Annotated in this window: 25 protein-coding genes and 1 tRNA gene; 16 read left to right on the plus strand and 10 right to left on the minus strand. The window is 57.1% G+C overall.

Features of this window, described 5'->3' with window-relative positions; translation table 11 throughout:
* The first annotated feature begins 86 nt into the window (after positions 1–86).
* The 6 genes from ACR0FG_RS03745 to ACR0FG_RS03770 all read left to right on the plus strand — a co-directional run bounded on the left by ACR0FG_RS03745 (position 87) and on the right by ACR0FG_RS03770 (position 7,541).
* Positions 87–500 (plus strand): hypothetical protein, encoded by a 414-nt coding sequence (locus tag ACR0FG_RS03745; protein WP_480890253.1) that lies wholly within the window; start codon positions 87–89, stop codon positions 498–500.
* Positions 501–525: 25 nt separating this feature from the next.
* Positions 526–2,460 (plus strand): glycoside hydrolase family 73 protein, encoded by a 1,935-nt coding sequence (locus ACR0FG_RS03750; RefSeq protein WP_480890255.1) that lies wholly within the window; start codon positions 526–528, stop codon positions 2,458–2,460.
* Positions 2,457–4,673 carry a hypothetical protein gene (locus ACR0FG_RS03755; RefSeq protein WP_480890258.1) on the plus strand — a complete coding sequence of 739 codons (2,217 nt, stop codon included), beginning with the start codon at positions 2,457–2,459 and terminating at the stop codon, positions 4,671–4,673. Before ACR0FG_RS03750 ends, ACR0FG_RS03755 begins: the two co-directional genes overlap by 4 nt.
* Positions 4,674–4,855: 182 nt before the next feature.
* Complete coding sequence (locus tag ACR0FG_RS03760; RefSeq protein WP_480890261.1) at positions 4,856–5,080, plus strand: HGGxSTG domain-containing protein; 225 nt, start codon at positions 4,856–4,858, stop codon at positions 5,078–5,080.
* Between the two features lie 24 nt (positions 5,081–5,104).
* Positions 5,105–5,542, plus strand: coding sequence for a DUF5681 domain-containing protein (locus tag ACR0FG_RS03765; RefSeq protein ID WP_480890263.1), 438 nt, complete (start codon positions 5,105–5,107; stop codon positions 5,540–5,542).
* 1,468 nt (positions 5,543–7,010) lie between these two features.
* Positions 7,011–7,541 (plus strand): hypothetical protein, encoded by a 531-nt coding sequence (locus ACR0FG_RS03770; RefSeq protein WP_480890266.1) that lies wholly within the window; start codon positions 7,011–7,013, stop codon positions 7,539–7,541.
* 80 nt (positions 7,542–7,621) lie between these two features.
* Here the strand turns inward: ACR0FG_RS03770 and ACR0FG_RS03775 are convergent, their stop codons facing one another.
* Entirely contained in the window at positions 7,622–8,113 is a 492-nt protein-coding gene (locus ACR0FG_RS03775) for a helix-turn-helix domain-containing protein (protein WP_480890268.1), read from the minus strand.
* 483 nt (positions 8,114–8,596) lie between these two features.
* Positions 8,597–8,839, minus strand: a complete 243-nt coding sequence (locus ACR0FG_RS03780; RefSeq protein WP_480890270.1) for a helix-turn-helix domain-containing protein — start codon at positions 8,837–8,839, stop codon at positions 8,597–8,599.
* Positions 8,840–8,958: 119 nt separating this feature from the next.
* Here ACR0FG_RS03780 and ACR0FG_RS03785 point away from each other — a divergent pair, with 119 nt between their 5' ends.
* The 6 genes from ACR0FG_RS03785 (at position 8,959) to ACR0FG_RS03810 (ending at position 11,488) form a co-directional block, all read left to right on the plus strand.
* Positions 8,959–9,525 (plus strand): hypothetical protein, encoded by a 567-nt coding sequence (locus ACR0FG_RS03785; RefSeq protein WP_480890273.1) that lies wholly within the window; start codon positions 8,959–8,961, stop codon positions 9,523–9,525.
* A gap of 11 nt (positions 9,526–9,536) precedes the next feature.
* Complete coding sequence (locus tag ACR0FG_RS03790; protein WP_480890274.1) at positions 9,537–9,746, plus strand: hypothetical protein; 210 nt, start codon at positions 9,537–9,539, stop codon at positions 9,744–9,746.
* The gene (locus ACR0FG_RS03795; RefSeq protein WP_480890277.1) at positions 9,743–10,330 is read left to right on the plus strand and encodes a hypothetical protein; all 588 of its coding nucleotides are present in this window, start codon (positions 9,743–9,745) and stop codon (positions 10,328–10,330) included. The genes ACR0FG_RS03790 and ACR0FG_RS03795 overlap by 4 nt, the downstream gene beginning before the upstream one ends.
* Before the next feature lie 26 nt (positions 10,331–10,356).
* Positions 10,357–10,737, plus strand: a complete 381-nt coding sequence (locus ACR0FG_RS03800) for a hypothetical protein (RefSeq protein ID WP_480890280.1) — start codon at positions 10,357–10,359, stop codon at positions 10,735–10,737.
* 11 nt (positions 10,738–10,748) lie between these two features.
* Entirely contained in the window at positions 10,749–11,108 is a 360-nt protein-coding gene (locus ACR0FG_RS03805; protein ID WP_480890283.1) for a hypothetical protein, read from the plus strand.
* Between the two features lie 191 nt (positions 11,109–11,299).
* Positions 11,300–11,488: a hypothetical protein gene (locus ACR0FG_RS03810; protein WP_480890284.1), complete on the plus strand. Its 189-nt coding sequence runs from the start codon at positions 11,300–11,302 to the stop codon at positions 11,486–11,488.
* Between the two features lie 768 nt (positions 11,489–12,256).
* Here the strand turns inward: ACR0FG_RS03810 and ACR0FG_RS03815 are convergent.
* The 3 genes from ACR0FG_RS03815 to ACR0FG_RS03825 all read right to left on the minus strand — a co-directional run bounded on the left by ACR0FG_RS03815 (position 12,257) and on the right by ACR0FG_RS03825 (position 13,143).
* Positions 12,257–12,333: transfer RNA gene (locus ACR0FG_RS03815), tRNA-Arg, on the minus strand.
* 21 nt (positions 12,334–12,354) lie between these two features.
* Positions 12,355–12,831, minus strand: coding sequence for a GNAT family N-acetyltransferase (locus ACR0FG_RS03820; protein ID WP_480890287.1), 477 nt, complete (start codon positions 12,829–12,831; stop codon positions 12,355–12,357).
* Entirely contained in the window at positions 12,832–13,143 is a 312-nt protein-coding gene (locus ACR0FG_RS03825) for an ETC complex I subunit (protein ID WP_480890290.1), read from the minus strand.
* A 235-nt stretch (positions 13,144–13,378) separates the two neighbouring features.
* Between ACR0FG_RS03825 and uvrB the strand changes: the two genes are divergently transcribed.
* Positions 13,379–15,565, plus strand: a complete 2,187-nt coding sequence (gene uvrB / locus ACR0FG_RS03830; protein WP_480890293.1) for an excinuclease ABC subunit UvrB — start codon at positions 13,379–13,381, stop codon at positions 15,563–15,565.
* Between the two features lie 77 nt (positions 15,566–15,642).
* Complete coding sequence (locus ACR0FG_RS03835) at positions 15,643–16,296, plus strand: hypothetical protein (protein WP_480890296.1); 654 nt, start codon at positions 15,643–15,645, stop codon at positions 16,294–16,296.
* Positions 16,297–16,401: 105 nt separating this feature from the next.
* On the opposite strand, the gene ACR0FG_RS03840 is transcribed toward ACR0FG_RS03835, so the two are convergent.
* Together ACR0FG_RS03840 and ACR0FG_RS03845 are read right to left on the minus strand one after the other, a co-directional pair.
* Positions 16,402–16,650: a hypothetical protein gene (locus ACR0FG_RS03840; RefSeq protein WP_480890299.1), complete on the minus strand. Its 249-nt coding sequence runs from the start codon at positions 16,648–16,650 to the stop codon at positions 16,402–16,404.
* Between the two features lie 186 nt (positions 16,651–16,836).
* Complete coding sequence (locus ACR0FG_RS03845; RefSeq protein ID WP_480890301.1) at positions 16,837–17,190, minus strand: MmcQ/YjbR family DNA-binding protein; 354 nt, start codon at positions 17,188–17,190, stop codon at positions 16,837–16,839.
* A gap of 79 nt (positions 17,191–17,269) precedes the next feature.
* Between ACR0FG_RS03845 and ACR0FG_RS03850 the strand changes: the two genes are divergently transcribed.
* Positions 17,270–17,500: an aspartate aminotransferase gene (locus tag ACR0FG_RS03850; protein ID WP_480890304.1), complete on the plus strand. Its 231-nt coding sequence runs from the start codon at positions 17,270–17,272 to the stop codon at positions 17,498–17,500.
* Positions 17,501–17,562: 62 nt separating this feature from the next.
* Here ACR0FG_RS03850 and ACR0FG_RS03855 read toward each other — a convergent pair whose 3' ends face one another.
* The 3 genes from ACR0FG_RS03855 to ACR0FG_RS03865 all read right to left on the minus strand — a co-directional run bounded on the left by ACR0FG_RS03855 (position 17,563) and on the right by ACR0FG_RS03865 (position 18,839).
* The gene (locus ACR0FG_RS03855; RefSeq protein WP_480890307.1) at positions 17,563–17,946 is read right to left on the minus strand and encodes an excalibur calcium-binding domain-containing protein; all 384 of its coding nucleotides are present in this window, start codon (positions 17,944–17,946) and stop codon (positions 17,563–17,565) included.
* 93 nt (positions 17,947–18,039) lie between these two features.
* Entirely contained in the window at positions 18,040–18,447 is a 408-nt protein-coding gene (locus tag ACR0FG_RS03860; RefSeq protein WP_480890310.1) for a universal stress protein, read from the minus strand.
* A gap of 74 nt (positions 18,448–18,521) precedes the next feature.
* Entirely contained in the window at positions 18,522–18,839 is a 318-nt protein-coding gene (locus ACR0FG_RS03865; protein ID WP_170712854.1) for an antibiotic biosynthesis monooxygenase family protein, read from the minus strand.
* A 156-nt stretch (positions 18,840–18,995) separates the two neighbouring features.
* On the opposite strand from ACR0FG_RS03865, the gene ACR0FG_RS03870 reads away from it, so the two are divergent.
* A complete protein-coding gene (locus ACR0FG_RS03870) occupies positions 18,996–19,646 on the plus strand; it encodes a hypothetical protein (RefSeq protein ID WP_480890314.1) in 651 nt (216 codons plus the stop codon).
* Positions 19,647–19,661: the final 15 nt, after the last annotated feature.

A 19,661-nucleotide genomic window follows, 5' to 3' on the forward strand; every position in this document is an offset into this window, starting at 1 on the left:
TTTACCTCATATATGCGCGGGCGTTCTGCGTCCGTTCTTGCTTTTCGTGTGGTATTATGATACCTCTAGAGCAAACGGAGGCGGCAATGACAGGCACACAGGAAACACAGGTTGAAGGCGGCAAGCCGAGACGGGTACTGCCTGAGCAAATGCCGAGCGTTGCCGCGTTCTCGCTGGATGCATCAGTCTTTGATGACTTGTATCAGTTCTGGGAAGGCCAAGGTATCTTGGTCACGTTGCGCCAGACTGAAGTTAACGGCGTTTGGCACGCAACATTCATGCTGCTGGATGACTTCAAGGAATGGGACCGAGAGGGCGAAATCGTTGGTTCAATCCTTCGCGCCTTCTGGCTTTCTGAACAACCGGACTACGTGACAGCAACTATCACCGAAACAGTGGACAGCCTTTGGCACGCCCTACAGGCGGGCTTTGTCGTCAATGGCTCTATCCCCGCCACGTCAGGCAATCACTGCCTCATCGGCTGGCGGTTGCGGCAATGAAATCGATTTGGACAGGGACTTAACAATGACACTCACGGATATTGCATCGCAAGACCGGCAGGGAGCACTAACCAAGATGTTTGGCGGCGCACCTGGGGGCGGTAGTGCGCTTGCTTCGATTATGGGGCCAGAGAACCGAGAAAAGCGGGCAATGGCTCTATTCGGCCTTGGGGAAATCCTCAAAGGTAACAGCGTGGCTCCGGTCATGAACCATATGATGCAGTCAAACCTTCTTAAACAGGAGGCCGCGCGCGAAAAGGCAGAGCGCACAGAGGCCCTGAAGCTGACAACTGATGTATTCAGAGACATTCAGGGCAACACTGCCTCTTACACGCCGCCTGATCCAAATTCACCGGCAGGAATCGGCGCGGACACTATGAAAGCACTCGGCAAGGAATCATTCACGCCGGGGGACCGGGATAGCTTCATTACGGCTATGCTGCCCTATGCCCGCGAGGCGGGAGAAACCACAGGCTTGGACCCGCGCCTAATCGTGGCACAATCGGCGCTGGAAACTGGCTATGGAAGGTCTGCACCGGGCAACAATTTCTTTGGCATCAAGTCTCACGGCTTACCGGGTGGCAACGTGTTGGCGACGACTGAGTTCAACAACGGCACTCGGCTTTCAACCCGCGACAGCTTCCGTCAGTATGGCGGCATGGGTGACTCTGTTGCCGGGTACGTCGATTTTCTCCAAAGCAATCCCCGCTATTCCAATATGCTGGCCGCTGAAGGTCTGGACGCACAGTTGGAAGCTCTGGGCAATTCTGGGTATGCAACAGATCCGCAATACCGCCAGAAGGTGGAGCAGATTGCGCGCAGCATTCAAATGCCGGGTGATACACCTCAACCGAGATTTGCGAACCTGTCACCGGAGCGCTTGGCACAAGTTCTTAGCAGCGACTATGTGCCCTCGGAATTGAAGCAAATGGCGGTCGAACAGTTCCGGCCACAAGACCCTGAGAAAATGCAGGTCACGAAGCTGGCGGATGGACGTTACTACTACATTGATCCGACCGGCAGACAAGACCCGCGCTTGGTTGCGCCCAATGTCACGCCAACACCGCCCGACCCTGCTGACGAATACGGACGTTATGCGGCTGAAGAACGAGCGGCAGGCCGAACGCCTCTAAGCCGGATTGACTACGCCAACGCCAAAAAGGGCAACGGCTTCAATGTCACCACACCTGACGGCATGGTTGTATCCTATGGCGGCGGGCAACAGTTCGGTACGCCACCGGGTCAGAACCCCGACGCTACAGGCACCCCGCGCGACTCGGGCAAGCTTAGCAGTGAGCTTTCCAAGAAAGACGCTGCCGCCCTTGAGGAAATCAACACAGCGGGACGTACCGCTACTGACCTTGAGAGCCTTGCGACCCAGCTTGAGACCATCACACCGCAGGTTGGATATACCGGCCCCGGTGGAGATGCGTATGGCTTCGTTGATGATATGGTTGGCTTCCTCCCCGGTGACAGCGGCGCACGTGGCGCGTTCAAGTCGCTGGCCATGGAAGCGCAACTGACCTTCACCGAGAAGACGAAGGGCGCAATCACGGACAGGGAAATGGGTATGTTCCGGGCTGCTGTTCCAAACCTCAGCCAGACCAAAGAGGGCAACATGGCCATTGCTCAGGTCATGAAGGCCGGAGCCGCACGGGCGCAATCCCGGGCTGCCTTCTTCGAAAACTGGGCGCGTAAGCACGGTAGCCTTGAGGGCGCACAAGAAGTCTGGTCCGAGTACATGAGGGACAATCCGCTCATTGCTGAAGCCGGTAAAGGCGTCAAAGCCAACCCTGAAGGCGATTGGCAAAGCTACCTCAACCGCCAACCCGCCATGGCATACACACCCGAAAGCATCATGCAGATGAGCCAAGAGCAGCTTATGCAGGTGCCGATTGAGAAAATGACCGGCCCCCAGCTTGACGCTTTGGAGCGCCGTTTTCAGGAGATGGGCCTATGAATGGTGATATTCAGCAGCGCATCGCTGACCGGCGCGCACAACTGGCTCAGCAGGGCGATACGGCGGGCATTCAGGACCGGATTGCCAAGCGCAGGCAGCAGCTTTCAGGAGAGGTTGTTGCCACCACAGATGACGGCGGACAGGTGTTCAAGCTTGAAGACGGGTCGTTGTCGTTCAAATCCCCGGGGTACGCCACGAATGACCAAGCCCGGATTCAGGAAATCATGCAGGGCGCAAAGTCGGTGGATCTGGTGCAGCGGGATGTAGACCGGGAACGCATCGCAGAAAACCCGATTGCGGCGCGGGCTCAGGAATTCGTACAGGGTGCCCCGCTTGTTGGTGAATGGGCAGACGAGGCCGTTGGATTGGTTAGTCCACAGGCAGCGGAAAACATGCGCCTGACATCCGACGCAATGGAGCGCCAGCATCCCGGTCAATCAGCGGCATTGAACGTCACAGGTGGTATCGCAACAGCGATTCCGCTTGCGGCAGGGGCTGGAGCGACTAAGGCGGCAGACTACATTGCCAAAGGCACAAACATGCTCACGCGTGGCGCTCGGGCGGGCATGGTAGCTGCCCCTGCTGGTGCTGTGGAAGGTGCTGCCAGCTTTGCAGGGCGGGCACATGATGATAGTCGCGCGGTCGAAGGCGCAAAAGGCGCTACGTTCGGCGGAGCCTTGGGCGCGTTGTTAGGTCCAGTTGCCTCAATTTCCGGTGAACAGATTGTTGGCTTGGCTCGGCGCATCAAGGGCCTGGATATTCGGACAATCATGGAAGAATTTGGCCTAACCCCGGCGGCTGCCAGAACAGTGAAAACATCTCTTGATAACGATGACCTTGACGCAGCGCTCGGGCAGCTATCCAGACTAGGCGACGATGCAATGCTTGCGGATGCAGGGCCGTCTACTGCTGCTTTGCTGGATGCATCTGCCAATACCGGCGGGACCGCTCTCAAGGTGGCGCGAGATGCGACGGAACGCAGAGCGGCCAAGGTCGGACAGCATATTCCCCGAGTTCTGGACAAGGTGTTTGGCAAGCCCAAGGGCGTCAAAACCGCCGCTAAAGAGATATCGAAGGGCACAGCAGCCGGAAGGCAGAGGGCTTACCAGATGGCCTATGCCCAACCCATCGACTATGCCAGCACAGCCGGTCGCAATATCGAAGGTGCCTTGTCTCGTATCCCTGCAAAAACGCTTAATGAAGCGATAGGAGAGGCAAACGAAGCCATGACCGCAGCGGGTCAACGCAATCAGCAAATCATGGCGCAGATTGCGGATGATGGCAGCGTGACATTTCGGGAAATGCCGAATGTTCAGCAACTGGACGAAATCAAGAAGGCCCTAGACGGGATCGCCCGAGAGTCGGTTGACCAGTTCGGCAGGATGACGGCAAAGGGACTGCGCGCCAGAAAGCTTGCCGGTGAGCTCCGCGAGGCGCTGAAGGAAGCCAACCCCATTTATGGGCGGGCGCTGCGGATTGGCGGCGACAAGGTTCAGCAGGACGAAGGCTTGGCTTTGGGCAAGAACCTGTTGTTCAAAAGGACCACTGTTGAGGATGTGAAAGCCTTCATGAATCAGGGTGTGTCGAACGAGGCCCGCCAAGCTGTGCGCCAAGGTGTACGTGAGAGTATCGAACAGAACCTCTCAAATGTTCGCCGGACAATCACTGATCCGAACACGGACGCTCGGGAAGCGATGCAACTGGTCAAGGAAATGTCCAGCCGAGCAAATACAGAAAAGCTGCGACTCATTCTTGGCGGCCCCCGAACCGATAGGTTGTTGAACGAATTGGACCGAGCGGCAACTGCTTTAGACCTTCGCGCAGCAGTAGCGCAGAACTCTAAGACTGCAATCCGCCAGTCCATTCAAGGCCAAGCCGCGCATGAGGCCCAACCCGGCATTCTGCGCGATGCAATCGGGAATGTCGGAAACCCATTGGAGGCGGCCCGGAAAATAACCAGTCAGGTCGCATCGGTCGATCCGCGCAGCTTAAGCAGGCGTGAGAAAGCTATGTTCGATGAGATTGCGGAAGCCCTAGTGGGGATTGAAGGCCCGGAGGCCAGAAGGGCATTAGCAGCGGTGAAAAGGGCAATGGCAGGACAACCCGTCAAAGACGCTCAGGCAGAGCTTATCGGGCGTGTGGTTGCCGGTTCCGGTGCGTTGGGTCTCTTTCATACCGCCACGCAGCAGCTAGAACGCACACAAGGCCGCTGAAGCAAGCGACAACGAAGGGGATCATGCCAAACTGATGATAGATTTGTGTATATCCCCACCCTACCGCAAGCACCGTTATCGGGCTGCAAAGCAAAACAATGACAATAGCAAGGGTTACAAAAAATCGACGCATACCCCTATCTAAGCGCCCCGGCGTACAACGTCCAGACAGGAGGCACAACATGACCAGCGAAACAAAGATTTGCGGAGCCAAAATGCCCGACGGTTCCCGGTGCATGGCAGCGCCCGTAGAGGGCAAGACACGCTGCCACAGGCACGGTGGCGCATCCACTGGGTCAAAGACGCCAGAGGGACGCAAGCGGCAGTCTGAGGGTGCAAAGGTACTATGGGCGGAGCGCAATCGCCTGATGGCGCTGGCGCGTGAAATTGAACTTGCCGCAACCTGATGACGGGACTGAAGGAACACACCCATGGCAAACCGAAATAGCGGCGAGAATACGGGGGATAGAAATCCCAACGGCACCTTTGCAACGGGCAACCCCGGTAAGCCCAAAGGGACACGCAACAGGGCGACACAAGCCGTTGAGAAGTTGCTACAGGGGCAAGTCGAAGAACTGACGCAGAGCGCAATCAGCAAAGCCCTAGAGGGCGACACAACGGCCCTGCGGCTGTGCCTGGAGCGGGTAGCGCCCGCGAGAAAGGATGCGCCCGTCAATTTCGACCTTCCACCCATCAAATCCGCTGAGGACGCCTCAGAGGCCGCGCAAGCGGTGCTACATGCTGTTTCTCAGGGTGATGTAACCCCGCTTGAGGGCGCAACCGTCATGGGGCTGGTGGAACAGTACAGGCGAGTGCTGGAAACGACTGAACTAGAGCGCCGGATTACAGCATTGGAGACGGCAAAATGAGTATGAGGAAACGTATCAGCAATTTGGAAAATCGGTCATCAGAGCCAAAAATTCACTACACATGGGTGGAGCCCGGATTGACTGAAGCGCAACTTGAAGCGCATGTGCAAAAGGTTCGACGCGAACAGGGGCTTTCAGTGGATACTCAGGTTCTCGCATTCCATTGGAAGGAATAGACGGACTGTGGTCCTTTCCTCAATGTAGGAAACAGGATGCTAAAATATAGCACCCCATCCGTAGGGGTGCGTGTTTCCCGCACCCTGCCAAAAGCGCAATTATTGCGCAAATCGTACAACCGCCAATGGCGGACGAACATTAGAGGGGTCGTGAATCCCGACGCCCCAGTAAATCGGCAATAATTGCCGATATGCACAACGCCCCCAGCTTTGGGGCGGCCCCGTTGATAATACAGCGGACAAACAGCGGGGGAGATTGTTCCACGGTGTCACAAATATGGGATGATCCCGCATTTCACTGCACAGGCCCCAAATATGCCCGTCAGGCACATTAACGGGGTTCGGACGCTAGCACATCGTCAAACGCCCAGTATCGCGCCCACAGCCCCGCATATCGAGTCTGAGGGGGAGTAACGGAACGTGACCCCTGCCGGTTGGACTGGCCAAGTTGGCCACTTGGTAAATGTGGAGATTATCTCCAGTTTAGACATTCTATGCAGATATGCATGGCTTCGCTCCACCGTGGAGCATATCCCATGTAGCAGAAGTAGCAGATGTAGCAGGGGGTCAGGTCGGAATCTGAGTTTTTTGCAATCCCCTGAATAACCGATACCGACAACTCGGCAACGCCGGTTAATACCGGGAGATACCGGCTCGGCCAGCGTGTCACCGCTTCCTGTTAATACAGGGATTTACAGGGGCAGGAGGCGGGAAAACTGGATTGCCAATCCACATTTGGCGCGACCCCAACTTGATAAACAATCAAGGTATTCAAGGTGCCGCACCGTATTTGCGGTGATTTACGGGCTGAACCGTGTGCGCGCGCACACAATCTCACCCCATTCAGATCCGAATACCCTCAGCCAGATTGAGCCTATTCGTGTTCGGTTAAACTGGAACAACTTGTTCCAGTTTCTTGCCGTCACCAGTGGGAACAGTTGGCCCACTGCTCCGCTCCGCCCATGCCTGAATGCAGGCAACAAAACCGCCGTTTTGGCTTTCGCTCACAATTGAGCAAAAGCCCGCTTTCCAGCGGTGAAAAGCGGGGAGCCCTGATTCAAGGCTCCCATGCAGCCGTTTAGCAGGTTTAGCGGTTTTAGCACGGGTAGACCGTCGAAACCGGGATTTCTGCGCAATACGCGCGCGTGTGACTGTTACGCGGTTGCCGGGTCCGTATTCCCCTCTGAGGGGATTTTATGGCTAAAGACAGGAAAGTTGCCTTTTACCTTCGGCATTGGCACACTATCCAAAAGGCCAATTTGAAAAGAAATTTCTAACATTAGGAGCCATGTATGCTGAATGTTATTTTGAAGTTATCGGTTACTGCAGTCGCATTTCTTTCTTATTTTAATACAAACCCTGCATTTGCAACGGAGCGTACCGCCCAGTGTGGTGGTGGCACTTTGGTTCCAATAAGTGACGGAAAGAAGCGCTTTGTGGAGTGGAGAAAATCATCAGGTGAGGTTGAGATTGTTTACGAAGGCACAAATACGCTTTCGGCGATTTCGCAATGTAACGGCGGAGTCGTTTCGGTTTTCCGAAGTGGAATTTTTCCTGGTAATTTTGACTGGGCGTACTTCAGCCCAGATTGTAGATTCGTCGGCGGCGGAGGCGGGAAAACGGTTCACGCTTACCAAGAAAACAACCACAACATTCAAGGCCTGTTCCCCCACGAAAGCGGCACGGGAATCGTCGCTGGATGGCAGCACATTGATGGTGGAAAGACCGGTTGGTACTACAGTCCGAACTGTTTGAATATTGGGGGTGATGGGAACACCGTTGGTTTGAATGAAATGCCAGCATATGGAAGAGAACTTGACTGAAGGCTGGAATCTGCAGTCTCGGAAAAGCAAAGGCCCCGCCGAAGCGGGGCCGTATTCAGTAATAGCCGAAGGCTTGCATTTTAGGCCGCCTCTGGTTGTCCAGATGCTTCCCAATGGTCATTGTTCAGGGAAAATAGGCGGTCCCCGGCGTAGTCAATCATGTCGTCAAGTTCGGCGTATCGATCCAGCAAGTCTTTCATCCTGCTACTTTCGTCCGTAGACTCAAGATAATAGCTGGATAATGCAACCTGTGCTGGCCCGGATATTTCGGTCTTGCCGTTTTCCCAGCGGTGAATCTGTTGCTCAGTCGCTCTGAGAATACCAGCTAGGGCCTTTTGGGATAGTTCAAGTTCCACGCGCAGGAACCGAAATTCCGCGCCTGTCATCTCCTTACCGGAAACAATGTCTAGTGCTATTGCATGATGAAGTTCATCCAAATCATGAATAGAAGTTGCTGGACCGTAAGGTGTATCCTTACGCTCCACCCCACCAATCAACCACACGTTATCCAGGCCGCAATCAGTGTAGTGATAGCGGGTCCGTCCCTCCGAAACGTGCATGAAGTCAGTCATGTATACTCCTTTCAGCCTATCTGAACTTCGGGTATGCCGTCACAACGGTAACTGTGAGAACATTGTCTTGTATCGCACAGACCACCTCCAATCCCATACCCGTTCCCAAATAGTGCATTTTCCCCACCCAGTTTTGATGGTCCGAATCCCAAGTGGGGTTTCCTCTTACAGTTCCTTTCGTTAGTGCTCGAATTATGCTTCTGCGCGTTAGACGCCTGTCAGCGTTGTCCACAAAGACATGATCCCCAATGAAAACCATGCTGGAAAACCGTGAGTAATCCTTAACATGGGCTTCAAATTGTGCCGCCGTCATCAGGCGAGTTACGGGGGCCTTACCTTGCTTCATACCTATCAATATGATAGGCAGAGTGACCAATTGCAAGTTAAACTAACGTGAACAGCGTGTTCGTTACCTGTTCGCCCATTCGAATTTCTCGAATTCGGCGGTAACAATCGTGCCCCTCTTGGGGTGGTAGGATATGCTCACTGGTCAGACTTCTTGACCAATACCACACCCGGCCCTTTAGCCGCATCTGTCTCACTGAGAAATTGAACACCCTCACCCTCTAACGTGGCCTGTATCCGTTCGGCTGTAGAGAGTTGGATTCCGCCCTTTTCAGTTTCAAATCGCGTGATTGTCGCCGGTGCAGTGTCCGACATTTCAGCCAGTTCGCGAACGCCAATCCTTAGCGCTGCGCGGGCCATTCTCAACTGCTCTGGGGTCATTCTTATATCCCTGACATAAAAAGTTATAACACAGTGTTGACATAGGTATGTCATTGCTCTAAAAACTTATCACAAGGACATAAGAAAGCAACACACAGAGACAAGTAAGGAAAACCACCATGTATGACCGCCAGAACATCATGAACCGCGCTTGGGCCATCTTGGGCAATCGTCCGTTCAACCGCATCAACTGGCGCAATGCACTGTGGCAGGCATGGGGTGAGGCGAAAGAAGCCGTGCGCCGTGCCAGCATGACCGAGGCCGACCACATCCGCGAAGCAATCAACATGCTGGAAAACAAGGACACGTGGACACAGGCCGATTACCGCAAGCGTGACGAATTGTCGGCGGCACTGACCGTCGCCATGGACCACGAAACCAAGGCAGACGACTACGCCGAAAAACGCGAACTCATTGCCAAGGCAAAAGGCCGGTTCGTTTCTGTCACCTTCACCAAACAGGACGGAACACAGCGCACCATGCGCGTTCAGCCCGCCAACCTACGCCAGAACGTCAAGGGCGATGCAGCATCAAAAGCGGCCCGCAAGGCCATCGAGACGCGCGCACGTCGCCACCCGCATCTGTTGGCGGTCTGGGATACCGAGGCACAGGCCCCGCGCTCTGTGAACCTCGCAACCGTGTCCCGTATCGCCGCAGACGGCCACATTCACCACTTCACGCAATGAGAGGGGAAGCAATGAAAAAGAACCACGAAATTCTGACGGATGTAACCACGTTGGAAGGTCTCGCGAACGCGCTGTACCGCCTGACGTGGGAAGGCCCCGACCCCGAAACATGGGGCGCAGCCGATGCACTTATCCGCACCATCAAAGCCAAGTCGTCAGAGCTTACCGCGTCCCTCGCGAGCCTGCCTGACGAACCCCAACTGAAAGGACCAACCGCATGATTGACCGCCGTACCCTCATTCAATCCGCACCCGTTGCCGTGCTGGCCGTTGGGGCATCTGCTGGGAACAATGACCCACACCCCGGCTGGCTGAACCGCTGGCATGAAATTCGCCGCGACCTGAACGCGACTGTCGGGGTTATTGATGACAATGACACTCGCTGGAAGCCGTATCACGAACTTGAACGGCTCATTGCATCCACACCGGCCACCACGATTGAAGGCGTTGCAGCGCAGGCAGAGCTTGCCGCACATCCCGAGTTTGGCATTACAGACGCGACCAGCACAGACACAGAATGCGTATTGCTGCGCACCCTGTCGCGGACGTTGCAGGCCATGTCAGGTATCGAGGTTGCAGCCATCCAGCCGGAACAGGACGAGCGCCAAGAGGCATCCGACCGCGCGGCCTATTTCGCAAGCGTATTGGGGAAAGAACCCCCGGCCCGTCTGCTCAGCGATGACGGCGCACCGTCGCCTGAGTTGATGGCCTTCTGTGATGACACCGGCATGTCACTGGATTGGGTCTTTACCGGGGATCTGAAACCCATGGTTCTGGCCAGCAATCGCAACCGCAGAACCGCCTAACCGCACACAAGAGAAAGGGGACAAGCATGACCATTCATCGTCGCACATTGTTGAAATCGAGCATTCCGGCTCTTGCTGGGTCTATCGCTCTGGGCGCTGTTGCAGATAGCAGCGCAACGCCCATCCAGCGGCTTTACAAGGAATGGCAGGACGCATCAGCCAAGTATGAGCGCCTTGCTGATGAAGGTATTGCCCTGACGGGCACCAATGCCCACAACCACGATGACGAGGTTGTTACACCTGCTTACATGGCAATGGTCGCGGTTGAGGACCGGATTATTCAGCAGCCGATTGAAGGCCCGCAGGATTTGGCAATCAAGGTCATTATCGCGCTTGGGGTTGAGGATGCGCACGACGCGGACCAGTATCGCCGCCTGCATTCCGATGCTGTTGGCCTGCTGGCGTAGGAGGGGAAAACATGGAAGTACCAGCCGCACTCACGGACATGAAAGAGCTTCACAGCGAGTTAAAGAGCGCGTCAAGCGAACTGTGGGAACTGTGCCAACTCGGCAAGATGAGCGATGCAGGCTATGAGGTCGCGCAGGAACTGTTGTTCGATAAGCGGCAGGACGTTTTCAGCGCCGCAAGCCGCAAGGTCGCCACCACACCCGAAGAACTGGCCGCGCAGCTTGATATCCTTACGCTTGAAGCGGATGACGACGCCATTTGCATTCATGCCGGAAACGACCACTACGGGCAGATGGTGCGCTCTATCCGTGCCGGTGCGTCCGGCCTGTCAGGAAGCGCGCCAGCCCTCAAGGCAATCAACGCTGGATAGTCCCCCTTGTTCCAGCTTTGCAGGAAGCCGCCCCTTGAACCGGGCGGTTTCTTTGCGCATGTATATTGTAAGTCGTCTGCACCGGGACGCAGGCGCGGCAGGGTCTAGGCTCTGCTAGTCAAGGTAAGGCAAGCCCCGGCGTGGTTCTTTTCCCTCGGCAACGTGCCGAAACCCCAATTAGGAGAATGACCATGAAAGCCATGAGCGAAACCACACTGCGCCGGAAACTGGATAAACTCGGTTATCGGCTGTCCAAGAAAGACGGCGGCTACCTGATTGCCGACCACAGCACAGGCGGAGCGGTGCACCCTGCGTCACCAATCACGCCCTACAGTCTGGACTTGGACGAAGTGAACGAATGGTATCGTGAGTTAAGCTGAATGCCCCAGCTTGCAGCCGGTCCAGAAATGGGCCGGTTGTTTCGCTGAAAACAGTGATACCGGCACCGTTTTTTAACGGGGAAAAACGGGCAAAACCTGACCAGCAAGCAGGTTAAGCACAGGGCCAGGACGGCCCGAGCTTTCCGTTATGCAGGAAAGGGCGAATAGCAGGAATAGCGAGAATAGCAGCCCGGTTGTGATTTTCTGCGTAAGGTGTTTCGCAAGTTTCGCGGGATTTGGGGATTGAATATCCGCGCGTTGAGTTTGAGGGTACGGATCCTCTTTCTCACGTCATTTCGCACAACCTGCACCGCCGCCACCTCACGGAAAGCCAACGGGCTATGGTTGCTGCGAAACTGGCGAAGCTATCTCATGGCGGTGACCGCGTGTCCGACCAAGCGGCAAATTTGCCTGTTGGTCCTACTCAGGCACAAGCCGCTGATATGTTGAACGTTGCGGAGCGTTCGGTTCGAACAGCTAAGAGGGTTGAGCGCGCGGATCTGGAACCTTCGGCAAATTTGCCGAAAGTCTCGCAGGGCCGCAGACAGCCAGCATGCGCAAATTTGCGCACCCTCATTAGTCCGAGCGGCAAATATGCCTGTTGATCCCACGTGGGCAGAAACGTCTACGCGCGTAGACGTTCTGAGTTGGACGCACCACCTTTTTATAATGGTGGAAAATGGGCGCACTGTCCCCCATTTGTCCCCCAGGCACGGGCAGGCAGGTAAATTAGGTGGCCCATTATCCACCTAAGCGTATGAAATGATTTGGCGATCCCGCGAGGACTCGAACCCCGAACCTGCTGATTAGAAGTCAGCTGCTCTATCCAGTTGAGCTACGGGACCGCTGCGCCCTTCTTGCGGTTTTTATGCCGGGTATTCAAGGGGCAAGCGCATAAAGGCGCTGTTTGGATCGGCCTCATATCCATGGATCGGGCCGCAATAGGAATACCCAAGTGATTCGTACAGGCGACGCGCGGCATCATATTCCGGCAGATGATCCGCGCCGGTTTCCAAAACCAGCGCTGAAATCCCCTCGACCCGCGCCAGATCGGCCAGTTCCCGCATAATGAACCGCGCCAGCCCCCGCCCGCGCGCTGCCGTCAGCACATGCACCGATTTCACCTCGGCAGTGCCATCCGGCAAGGTTTTCAGCGCCCCGCATCCCAGCGGCGTATCCGCCTCGTACAGCGCCCAGAACCGGATCCCCGGCCCGGCCAGCGCCTCGGCATCCATGGTGTGATTGCTCTCGGCAGGGCCTGCGGTTTCACTATGGGCAAAATGCGCCTGCACCAGCGGGCGCAACGCATTCGACGTTGGATCAGCGGGCCGAAGCTCGATCATTCAGTGGGTCCAGGGGGTACGCCTGCCAGTGGCGAAATTCTCGCCATAGCCACCTGCGCGCACATTTGGCTTGCGTGTGTGCGGTTCGCTGACCTGCGCATCGATGCCGTTGTCCTTGGCGTAATCCAGCGCCTCTTTCTTGCTGTCGAATTTCAGCCGCACCTGCGTCTGCGTGTCATTCGATGAGGTCCAGCCCATCAGCGGATCAACCTCACGCGCAGTCGCAGGTGCATATTCCAGAACCCAGTGCCGGGTCTTGGCCATCCCCGAGGTCATCGCGTTTCGCGAAGGCTGGTAAATCCGTGCGCGCATGTCGCCTCTCCGTACTCACTTGGCTGGGCCTGTTTATGCGCCACAGCACGCGCCGGGACAAGATGACAATTGTCGCGGCGACCTGATGTCAGGAATTGTCATCAGGCTACGTTAGATCGAAAACCTGAACGCACCAGCAGCGAAAGTTCAGGCCCAGCCCGCGCGAAACCCGATCAGCCCTTGCAGATGGACAAAATAAGAACAAATGTAGGGGCCTGATCCCCGGAGCCCACCGATGCCCTACGCCCATTCCGACAAGACCCAGCTGACCGCTGAAGACGTCCGCGCCCGACTGAAACTGGAAGGCGGCAAGCAGTTCGTGATGCATACCGAGTTCAACCCGGCCGGCGATCAGCCAACGGCCATCAAGGAACTGGCGGGCGGCGTGAATGACGGCGAGCGCGATCAGGTTCTGCTGGGCGCGACCGGTACCGGCAAGACCTTCACCATGGCCAAGGTGATCGAAGAAACCCAGCGCCCCGCTATCATTCTTGCGCCCAACAAAACGCTGGCAGCGCAATTATACGGCGAATTCAAAGGCTTCTTCCCGGAAAACTCGGTGGAATACTTCGTCTCGTACTACGACTACTACCAGCCCGAGGCGTATGTGCCGCGCAGCGATACCTACATAGAAAAGGAATCGCAGATCAACGAACAGATCGACCGGATGCGCCACTCGGCCACGCGTGCGCTGTTGGAGCGGGATGACGTGATCATCGTCGCCTCGGTCTCCTGCATCTACGGTATCGGTTCGGTCGAAACCTACGGCGCGATGACACAGGACCTGAAGGTCGGAAACGAATATGACCAGCGGCAAGTGATGGCCGATCTCGTCGCCCAGCAATACCGCCGCAACGATCAGGCGTTTCAGCGCGGTTCGTTCCGGGTACGCGGCGACAGCTTGGAAATCTGGCCCGCCCACCTTGAGGACCGCGCATGGAAGCTTTCATTCTTCGGCGAGGAACTGGAACAGATCACCGAGTTCGACCCCCTGACCGGCGAACGCGCCGCGACGATGGAACAAGTGCGCGTCTACGCGAACTCGCACTACGTGACGCCGAAACCAACGATGCAGCAGGCGATCATCGGCATCAAAAAGGAACTCCGCATCCGGCTGGATCAACTGGTTGGCGAGGGCAAACTGCTGGAAGCCCAACGTCTAGAGCAACGCACAAATTTCGATCTGGAGATGCTTGAGGCCACCGGCGTCTGCAACGGGATCGAGAACTACTCGCGTTACCTCACTGGCCGCGCGCCGGGCGAACCGCCGCCAACCCTGTTCGAATTCATCCCCGACAACGCCATCGTCTTCGCCGACGAATCCCACGTCTCTGTCCCGCAGATCGGCGGCATGTACCGCGGCGACTATCGCCGCAAATTCACACTGGCCGAACACGGCTTCCGCCTGCCGTCCTGCATGGATAACCGCCCGCTGAAGTTCGAGGAATGGGACGCCATGCGCCCGCAATCCGTCTTTGTCTCAGCCACGCCTGCGAAGTGGGAGATCGAACAGACCGGCGGCGTTTTCACCGAACAGGTGATCCGGCCCACCGGCCTGCTGGACCCCGAGGTCGAAATCCGCCCGGTCTCGATGCAGGTCGATGACCTGCTGGACGAGGTGCGCAAAGTGGCCGCCAACGGCTTCCGCACGCTGGTCACGACGCTGACCAAACGCATGGCCGAGGACCTGACCGAGTACCTGCACGAACAGGGCATCAAAGTGCGGTACATGCACTCGGACATCGACACTCTGGAACGGATCGAGATTCTGCGCGACCTGCGGTTGGGGGCATTTGACGTGCTGGTCGGCATCAACCTGCTGCGCGAAGGGCTCGACATCCCCGAATGCGGGCTGGTCGCCATTCTGGACGCCGACAAAGAGGGCTTCCTGCGCTCGGAAACCTCGCTGATCCAGACCATCGGCCGCGCCGCGCGCAACGCCGATGGCCGGGTGATCATGTATGCCGACAAGATCACCGGTTCCATGGAGCGCGCCTTGGGCGAGACCAACCGCCGCCGCGCCAAACAGCTCGCCTATAATCAGGAACACGGCATCACACCCGAGACAGTGAAAAAGAATGTCGAGGACGTTCTGGCCGGTCTTTACGAAGGCGACGTCGACATGAACCGCGTCACCGCCACCATCGACAAACCGATGCACGGCGCGAATCTCGAGGCGCATCTGGAAGGCCTACGCGAGCAAATGCGCAAAGCCGCCGAGAACCTCGAATTCGAAGAGGCCGCCAATATCCGGGATGAGATCAAACGCCTGGAAGCGGTCGACCTCGCCGTCGCCGACGACCCCATGGCGCGGCAGTGGGCGGTTGAGAAAGCGTCCGAGGATGCGGTCAAGTCGCGCGGGCGGTCAACGGCTGGCAGGCCGGGGCAACGGGGTGGGAATGTGAAGAGGCGGAAGCGGTAGAATGCCGCGCAACTGATGGTTGCAATTGCGGCCGCTTCAGTGAACCTGCCCCTAAACAACAGGTTTAGGATAAATCTTTGATAGCGTTTCTCAGTGTGGTCGGATTTCTTGGCGTAATATCTATCTCGGCGATGGCATGGATATGGGTAAGCGTGGTTGCGGGATGGCGCGAGGCTTCCACGGGCAGAGCCTTGGCGATGTTTTGGCTCCTCCTCCTTCTGATCGTTATCTTTGGCCTCGGAGTGGACACAGATTACGGCACTCTTCGGTGGCTCGTCCTGGCACTATGGCCAGCCTCAGTTTTGTTGTTGCTAAGCGCTGCCTTCGGCGCGAAACTCTTCATTTTTCTCGGAGTCGCGTCCCTACTGCTTATCTTGGCTGGCACAGCCATCGCGATCATGCCGGGCAAAGCAAAAATCCCGACCATCATAGTTGGCGCTATGCTCGTAGTGATGGGTTCAGTCGCTTTGCAAAACGCGCAAGTTCAGTGGCAAATGACCAGGTATGCAAATGCATCCGAGCTTCGCATCATAAAACGCTCATCTCTCTTTGAGTCCATCCGGAACCACTCCGATGGTTATCAGTATCCCCACGGCGTTGCCTGCGATGTCGAGAATTGGCCCTATCTGTGGAGTTACCGAAAAAGGGCTTGGATGGCCTTGCCAAGCACGACACGCTACGGAGGGAACACCCGTCAAGATGTGATGGCAGTGTGCCTCAAACACCCGTAGGATGGGTTTCCAACCCATCACTTCGACACCCATCCGCATCATGATGGGGTAAAACCCCATCCTACAAACCCACAAAAAAGGGCGGGGAACCCCCCGCCCCGCCGTTCACCCCTTATCCCAATGGGCAATCACATCATACCCAACCGGCGTCGGCGGGCCTTCCATGAATTCGGCAAAATGGCCCCACAGCTCGGCCACCGAGACCACATAGCCCGACCCGTCCTCGTTCATCACATTGGTAAAGCTGTGCATACCGGGCATGCCCATGATTTCGGATTTCAGTTCATTCATTTTCGCCGTCGCCGCCTCGCGCGTGCCGGGCTTCATTTTGTATTGGGTAATACGTGCAAACATCACTTTCCTCCCTCATCTGGCGAAATTGCCATAGGGCGCGACCGGAACGACCCCGCCGCGCGCAACCTAGCATGGAGGCACGAAATCTCGCATTGATACTTGTGGATTCAGGGTATTTTCAACCTGACACCTCAGCCGGGATCGCCGCCTGACACTTCAGGGTTGCAGCGCAAGCCTGTTGCAAGGCTAAATCCCCAACTCAGCCCGCGACTTCTTGGTCAGCTTCGCCACCACCAGATCATAAGACATCACGATATGCTCGCGCAGCGAGGCATCGTTCATGCCCCGTTCCTCATAGACCTGCAGCCATTTCATCCCCCGTGACGCCAGATACGGCGCGGGGCGGATGCCGGGTTCGTCGCCCAAAACCTCAAAGGCCAGATCACTGGCCTTGAATGTGAACGCATCCGCGCCCTCGTGCCAGCCGCAGATCGCAAAAACCTTGCCGCCCACCTTCCACACATCTGCATTGCCCCACTGCACCACGTGGGTGGTGGCCTTGAGGCTGGCACAAAACGTATTGAATTCATCCCGGGTCATGCGACCAAAGTGACGGGCTCGAGGCCCCGGAACAAGAGGTTTAACCCCACATTAACCCAACCGTCCCAAAACTGCGGGCATGTGGAACCAAAACTCACCGCTCTCGCCTGACATCTGGCTGCAGGATCTCTTTGCGTCAAAGGCGGTGCAGCAGGGTGGCGTGATCCGGCGCAAGGCGCGCGATATCGAACGGTTTGCGGGGTGGGACAGGTTCATGGCCGAAATTCACCGGCGCGGTTATCAGGTGGCCGAAAACTCGGGCCAGATCGTGATCTTCTGCAACCGCGCCCCGGTGCGCTGGCTCACCTGAGCCACGCACCGCTTTCTTGAAAAGAAAGCGGCCCCGAAATCTTTTCAAGATTTCGCCTGCTCTCAGGGTTTCAGAAACTTCGCGGTGCCGACTGTGCGCTGCTTTGGGGCTTCGGCCTCTTGCGGGGCGACAAAACCCGTGCCGGGTGCAACAGACGCGCAAGCCACCCCATCCCCATCCGGATCATTGCGCTTGTGATACCCGACCTCGCCTTCGTAAAACGCCCCAAATCCCATGGCCCGGGTCGCATCACACCCGGCCAGCGCCACCAGATGCAGCACCGCCTCGGGGCGGTCCCGGTCAGTGGCGCGCATATAGGTGCCGATTGCGATGATGCCCGTGGTCAGCGGCAGGGCCAGGATCATGAACAGAATGCGAAACGGCGACAGCGCTCGACGCCGCTGTTCCTCGGCACGCCGGTGCCGCCGGATTGAACGGCGGCTCATGGTTGGTTCAGAAGAATCATCCGTCATGTGGCGGTTGGTAACGCGGGGATGTGGCAATCCCAAGGCCCCCCGATGGCCACCGTAAGGATTTCCTCAGCGTACCACATGCACCGCGCATTTGGCGTGCCGCACCACATGGGTCGCGGTCGAGCCCAGCAGCAGGTCCTGCATACCCGGGCGGTGCGAGGCCATGATGATCAGGTCGGGCTTGTTCACTTCGGCCCAATCCAGAATCGTGCGCCCCGAATGGCCCTCGACCACGATGCCTTTGGCGTTGGGAACCTTTGCGGCCAATCCGTCCAGTTCGGCCTGAATCGCCCGCCGCGCCTCGGTCATGTACTCGGTTGGCATATAGGAAATCGCATAGTCCGGGATATGTTCGACCACATGCAGCAAAGTGACCTGCGCATCGGGTGTGGACAGGATCTGCGCCAGCTTCAGCGGCCCCGAGGTGTCGCGGTCGGCATCGAACGAGATCGGAACAAGAATATTGTGGTACATGGCGCAAATCTCCGTTTAGGCGGCGCCAGAATGGCGCATCGCCGCCGCCGGGACATTGATCCAGATCAGGACCGTCAGAACGTCTCGGCCACGTCATACATGACCGGCTCAAAGCTTTTGCACAGCTCGTTCACCCGACGGTTGCGTTCGCGCATTTCCGGGGTGCGCAGCATCGCAAGGAAATCCTCGCGCCGCTCCCATTGGGAATAGTTGGCGATCCGGGTCTGGGCGTCATTGACATGCAGACCGGCCGCAATGAACCCCGGTTGTTTCGAGATGAACTCGGAATAGGCATCCGTCAGCGCCTCCAGAAGATCCTGACAGGTTCCGGGCGTCATCTCAAACGTGGTGATGACGGTCTGACAGCTGTTGGTCTTTGAAATCTGCGGCATGTGGCTTCTCCTTTGGCTGGTCCCAGCCTAGCACAGCTTTGAAATTCGCAACCCGTTTCCTGCCCCATGTGCACGGGAAAATTCTTTCCGGAAAATGAAGAGATTACTAACCAAGCGTTAACCATGTCCTCCGATGCTGCGGGCATGAGATACCTGGTGTTAACAATTCTGATGTGGTGTATGCTCGGCGGCTGGGCCTCTGCCGGGGCGTGGCTGCGCGATCAGGGCACGGTATTTGCCGCAACCTCCGTCACCACGTTCAAGGAACACGACACCTACAGGTTCAAAACATCGCTCTATGCGGAATGGGGGTTTCGGCCCAACCTGACCCTTGGCCTGGACGCTGAAGAGCATCAGGATCTCTACGGGCACGCGCTGATCTTTGGCCGGTTTCCGGTGGCCGATTTCGGCAAGGCAGGGCGGCTGGCGGGCGAGATCGGCGTCGGAGCCCATCACCGGCAATTGCGTACCTGGGCGCTCTACAAGGCGACGCTGTCTTATGGCAAAAACATTCAGACCGGGCTGGGCAACGGCTGGCTGGCCGTTGATACCGCGCTGGAATATCGCACGCATGACGCGCTGATCCGCAAGCTGGACCTGACCGCGGGCCTGTCCTCGGGGCGGCGGTTCGACCCGCTTTTGCAGGTCGAAACCTCATATATCCCCGATCAGCCATTTTACTGGAGCGTCCGCCCCTCGGTCATCTATCGCCCCAAATCCGGGAATACCGCCTGGATCGTGGGGGCCGAGCGCAATGCCCTGCGCGACCACACAGGATTCAAATTCGCGCTCTGGCTAACCTATTGACCGGCCGCCCCGACA

This window comes from Ruegeria sp. E1, assembly GCF_056534225.1.

Excerpts from the sequence above, each read along its gene's own strand:
- ACR0FG_RS03770 (WP_480890266.1), top strand. The coding sequence starts at position 7,011 with ATGCTGAATGTTATTTTGAAGTTATCGGTTACTGCAGTCGCATTTCTT.
- ACR0FG_RS03800 (WP_480890280.1), top strand. The coding sequence starts at position 10,357 with ATGACCATTCATCGTCGCACATTGTTGAAATCGAGCATTCCGGCTCTT.
- ACR0FG_RS03840 (WP_480890299.1), bottom strand. The coding sequence starts at position 16,650 with ATGTTTGCACGTATTACCCAATACAAAATGAAGCCCGGCACGCGCGAG.
- ACR0FG_RS03805 (WP_480890283.1), top strand. The coding sequence starts at position 10,749 with ATGGAAGTACCAGCCGCACTCACGGACATGAAAGAGCTTCACAGCGAG.
- ACR0FG_RS03785 (WP_480890273.1), top strand. The coding sequence starts at position 8,959 with ATGTATGACCGCCAGAACATCATGAACCGCGCTTGGGCCATCTTGGGC.
- ACR0FG_RS03810 (WP_480890284.1), top strand. The coding sequence starts at position 11,300 with ATGAAAGCCATGAGCGAAACCACACTGCGCCGGAAACTGGATAAACTC.
- ACR0FG_RS03765 (WP_480890263.1), top strand. The coding sequence starts at position 5,105 with ATGGCAAACCGAAATAGCGGCGAGAATACGGGGGATAGAAATCCCAAC.
- ACR0FG_RS03755 (WP_480890258.1), top strand. The coding sequence starts at position 2,457 with ATGAATGGTGATATTCAGCAGCGCATCGCTGACCGGCGCGCACAACTG.
- ACR0FG_RS03825 (WP_480890290.1), bottom strand. The coding sequence starts at position 13,143 with ATGCGCGCACGGATTTACCAGCCTTCGCGAAACGCGATGACCTCGGGG.
- ACR0FG_RS03780 (WP_480890270.1), bottom strand. The coding sequence starts at position 8,839 with ATGACCCCAGAGCAGTTGAGAATGGCCCGCGCAGCGCTAAGGATTGGC.
- ACR0FG_RS03860 (WP_480890310.1), bottom strand. The coding sequence starts at position 18,447 with ATGTACCACAATATTCTTGTTCCGATCTCGTTCGATGCCGACCGCGAC.
- ACR0FG_RS03845 (WP_480890301.1), bottom strand. The coding sequence starts at position 17,190 with ATGACCCGGGATGAATTCAATACGTTTTGTGCCAGCCTCAAGGCCACC.
- ACR0FG_RS03795 (WP_480890277.1), top strand. The coding sequence starts at position 9,743 with ATGATTGACCGCCGTACCCTCATTCAATCCGCACCCGTTGCCGTGCTG.
- ACR0FG_RS03820 (WP_480890287.1), bottom strand. The coding sequence starts at position 12,831 with ATGATCGAGCTTCGGCCCGCTGATCCAACGTCGAATGCGTTGCGCCCG.
- ACR0FG_RS03865 (WP_170712854.1), bottom strand. The coding sequence starts at position 18,839 with ATGCCGCAGATTTCAAAGACCAACAGCTGTCAGACCGTCATCACCACG.
- ACR0FG_RS03775 (WP_480890268.1), bottom strand. The coding sequence starts at position 8,113 with ATGACTGACTTCATGCACGTTTCGGAGGGACGGACCCGCTATCACTAC.
- ACR0FG_RS03855 (WP_480890307.1), bottom strand. The coding sequence starts at position 17,946 with ATGAGCCGCCGTTCAATCCGGCGGCACCGGCGTGCCGAGGAACAGCGG.
- ACR0FG_RS03760 (WP_480890261.1), top strand. The coding sequence starts at position 4,856 with ATGACCAGCGAAACAAAGATTTGCGGAGCCAAAATGCCCGACGGTTCC.
- ACR0FG_RS03745 (WP_480890253.1), top strand. The coding sequence starts at position 87 with ATGACAGGCACACAGGAAACACAGGTTGAAGGCGGCAAGCCGAGACGG.
- ACR0FG_RS03790 (WP_480890274.1), top strand. The coding sequence starts at position 9,537 with ATGAAAAAGAACCACGAAATTCTGACGGATGTAACCACGTTGGAAGGT.
- ACR0FG_RS03850 (WP_480890304.1), top strand. The coding sequence starts at position 17,270 with ATGTGGAACCAAAACTCACCGCTCTCGCCTGACATCTGGCTGCAGGAT.
- ACR0FG_RS03750 (WP_480890255.1), top strand. The coding sequence starts at position 526 with ATGACACTCACGGATATTGCATCGCAAGACCGGCAGGGAGCACTAACC.
- uvrB (WP_480890293.1), top strand. The coding sequence starts at position 13,379 with ATGCCCTACGCCCATTCCGACAAGACCCAGCTGACCGCTGAAGACGTC.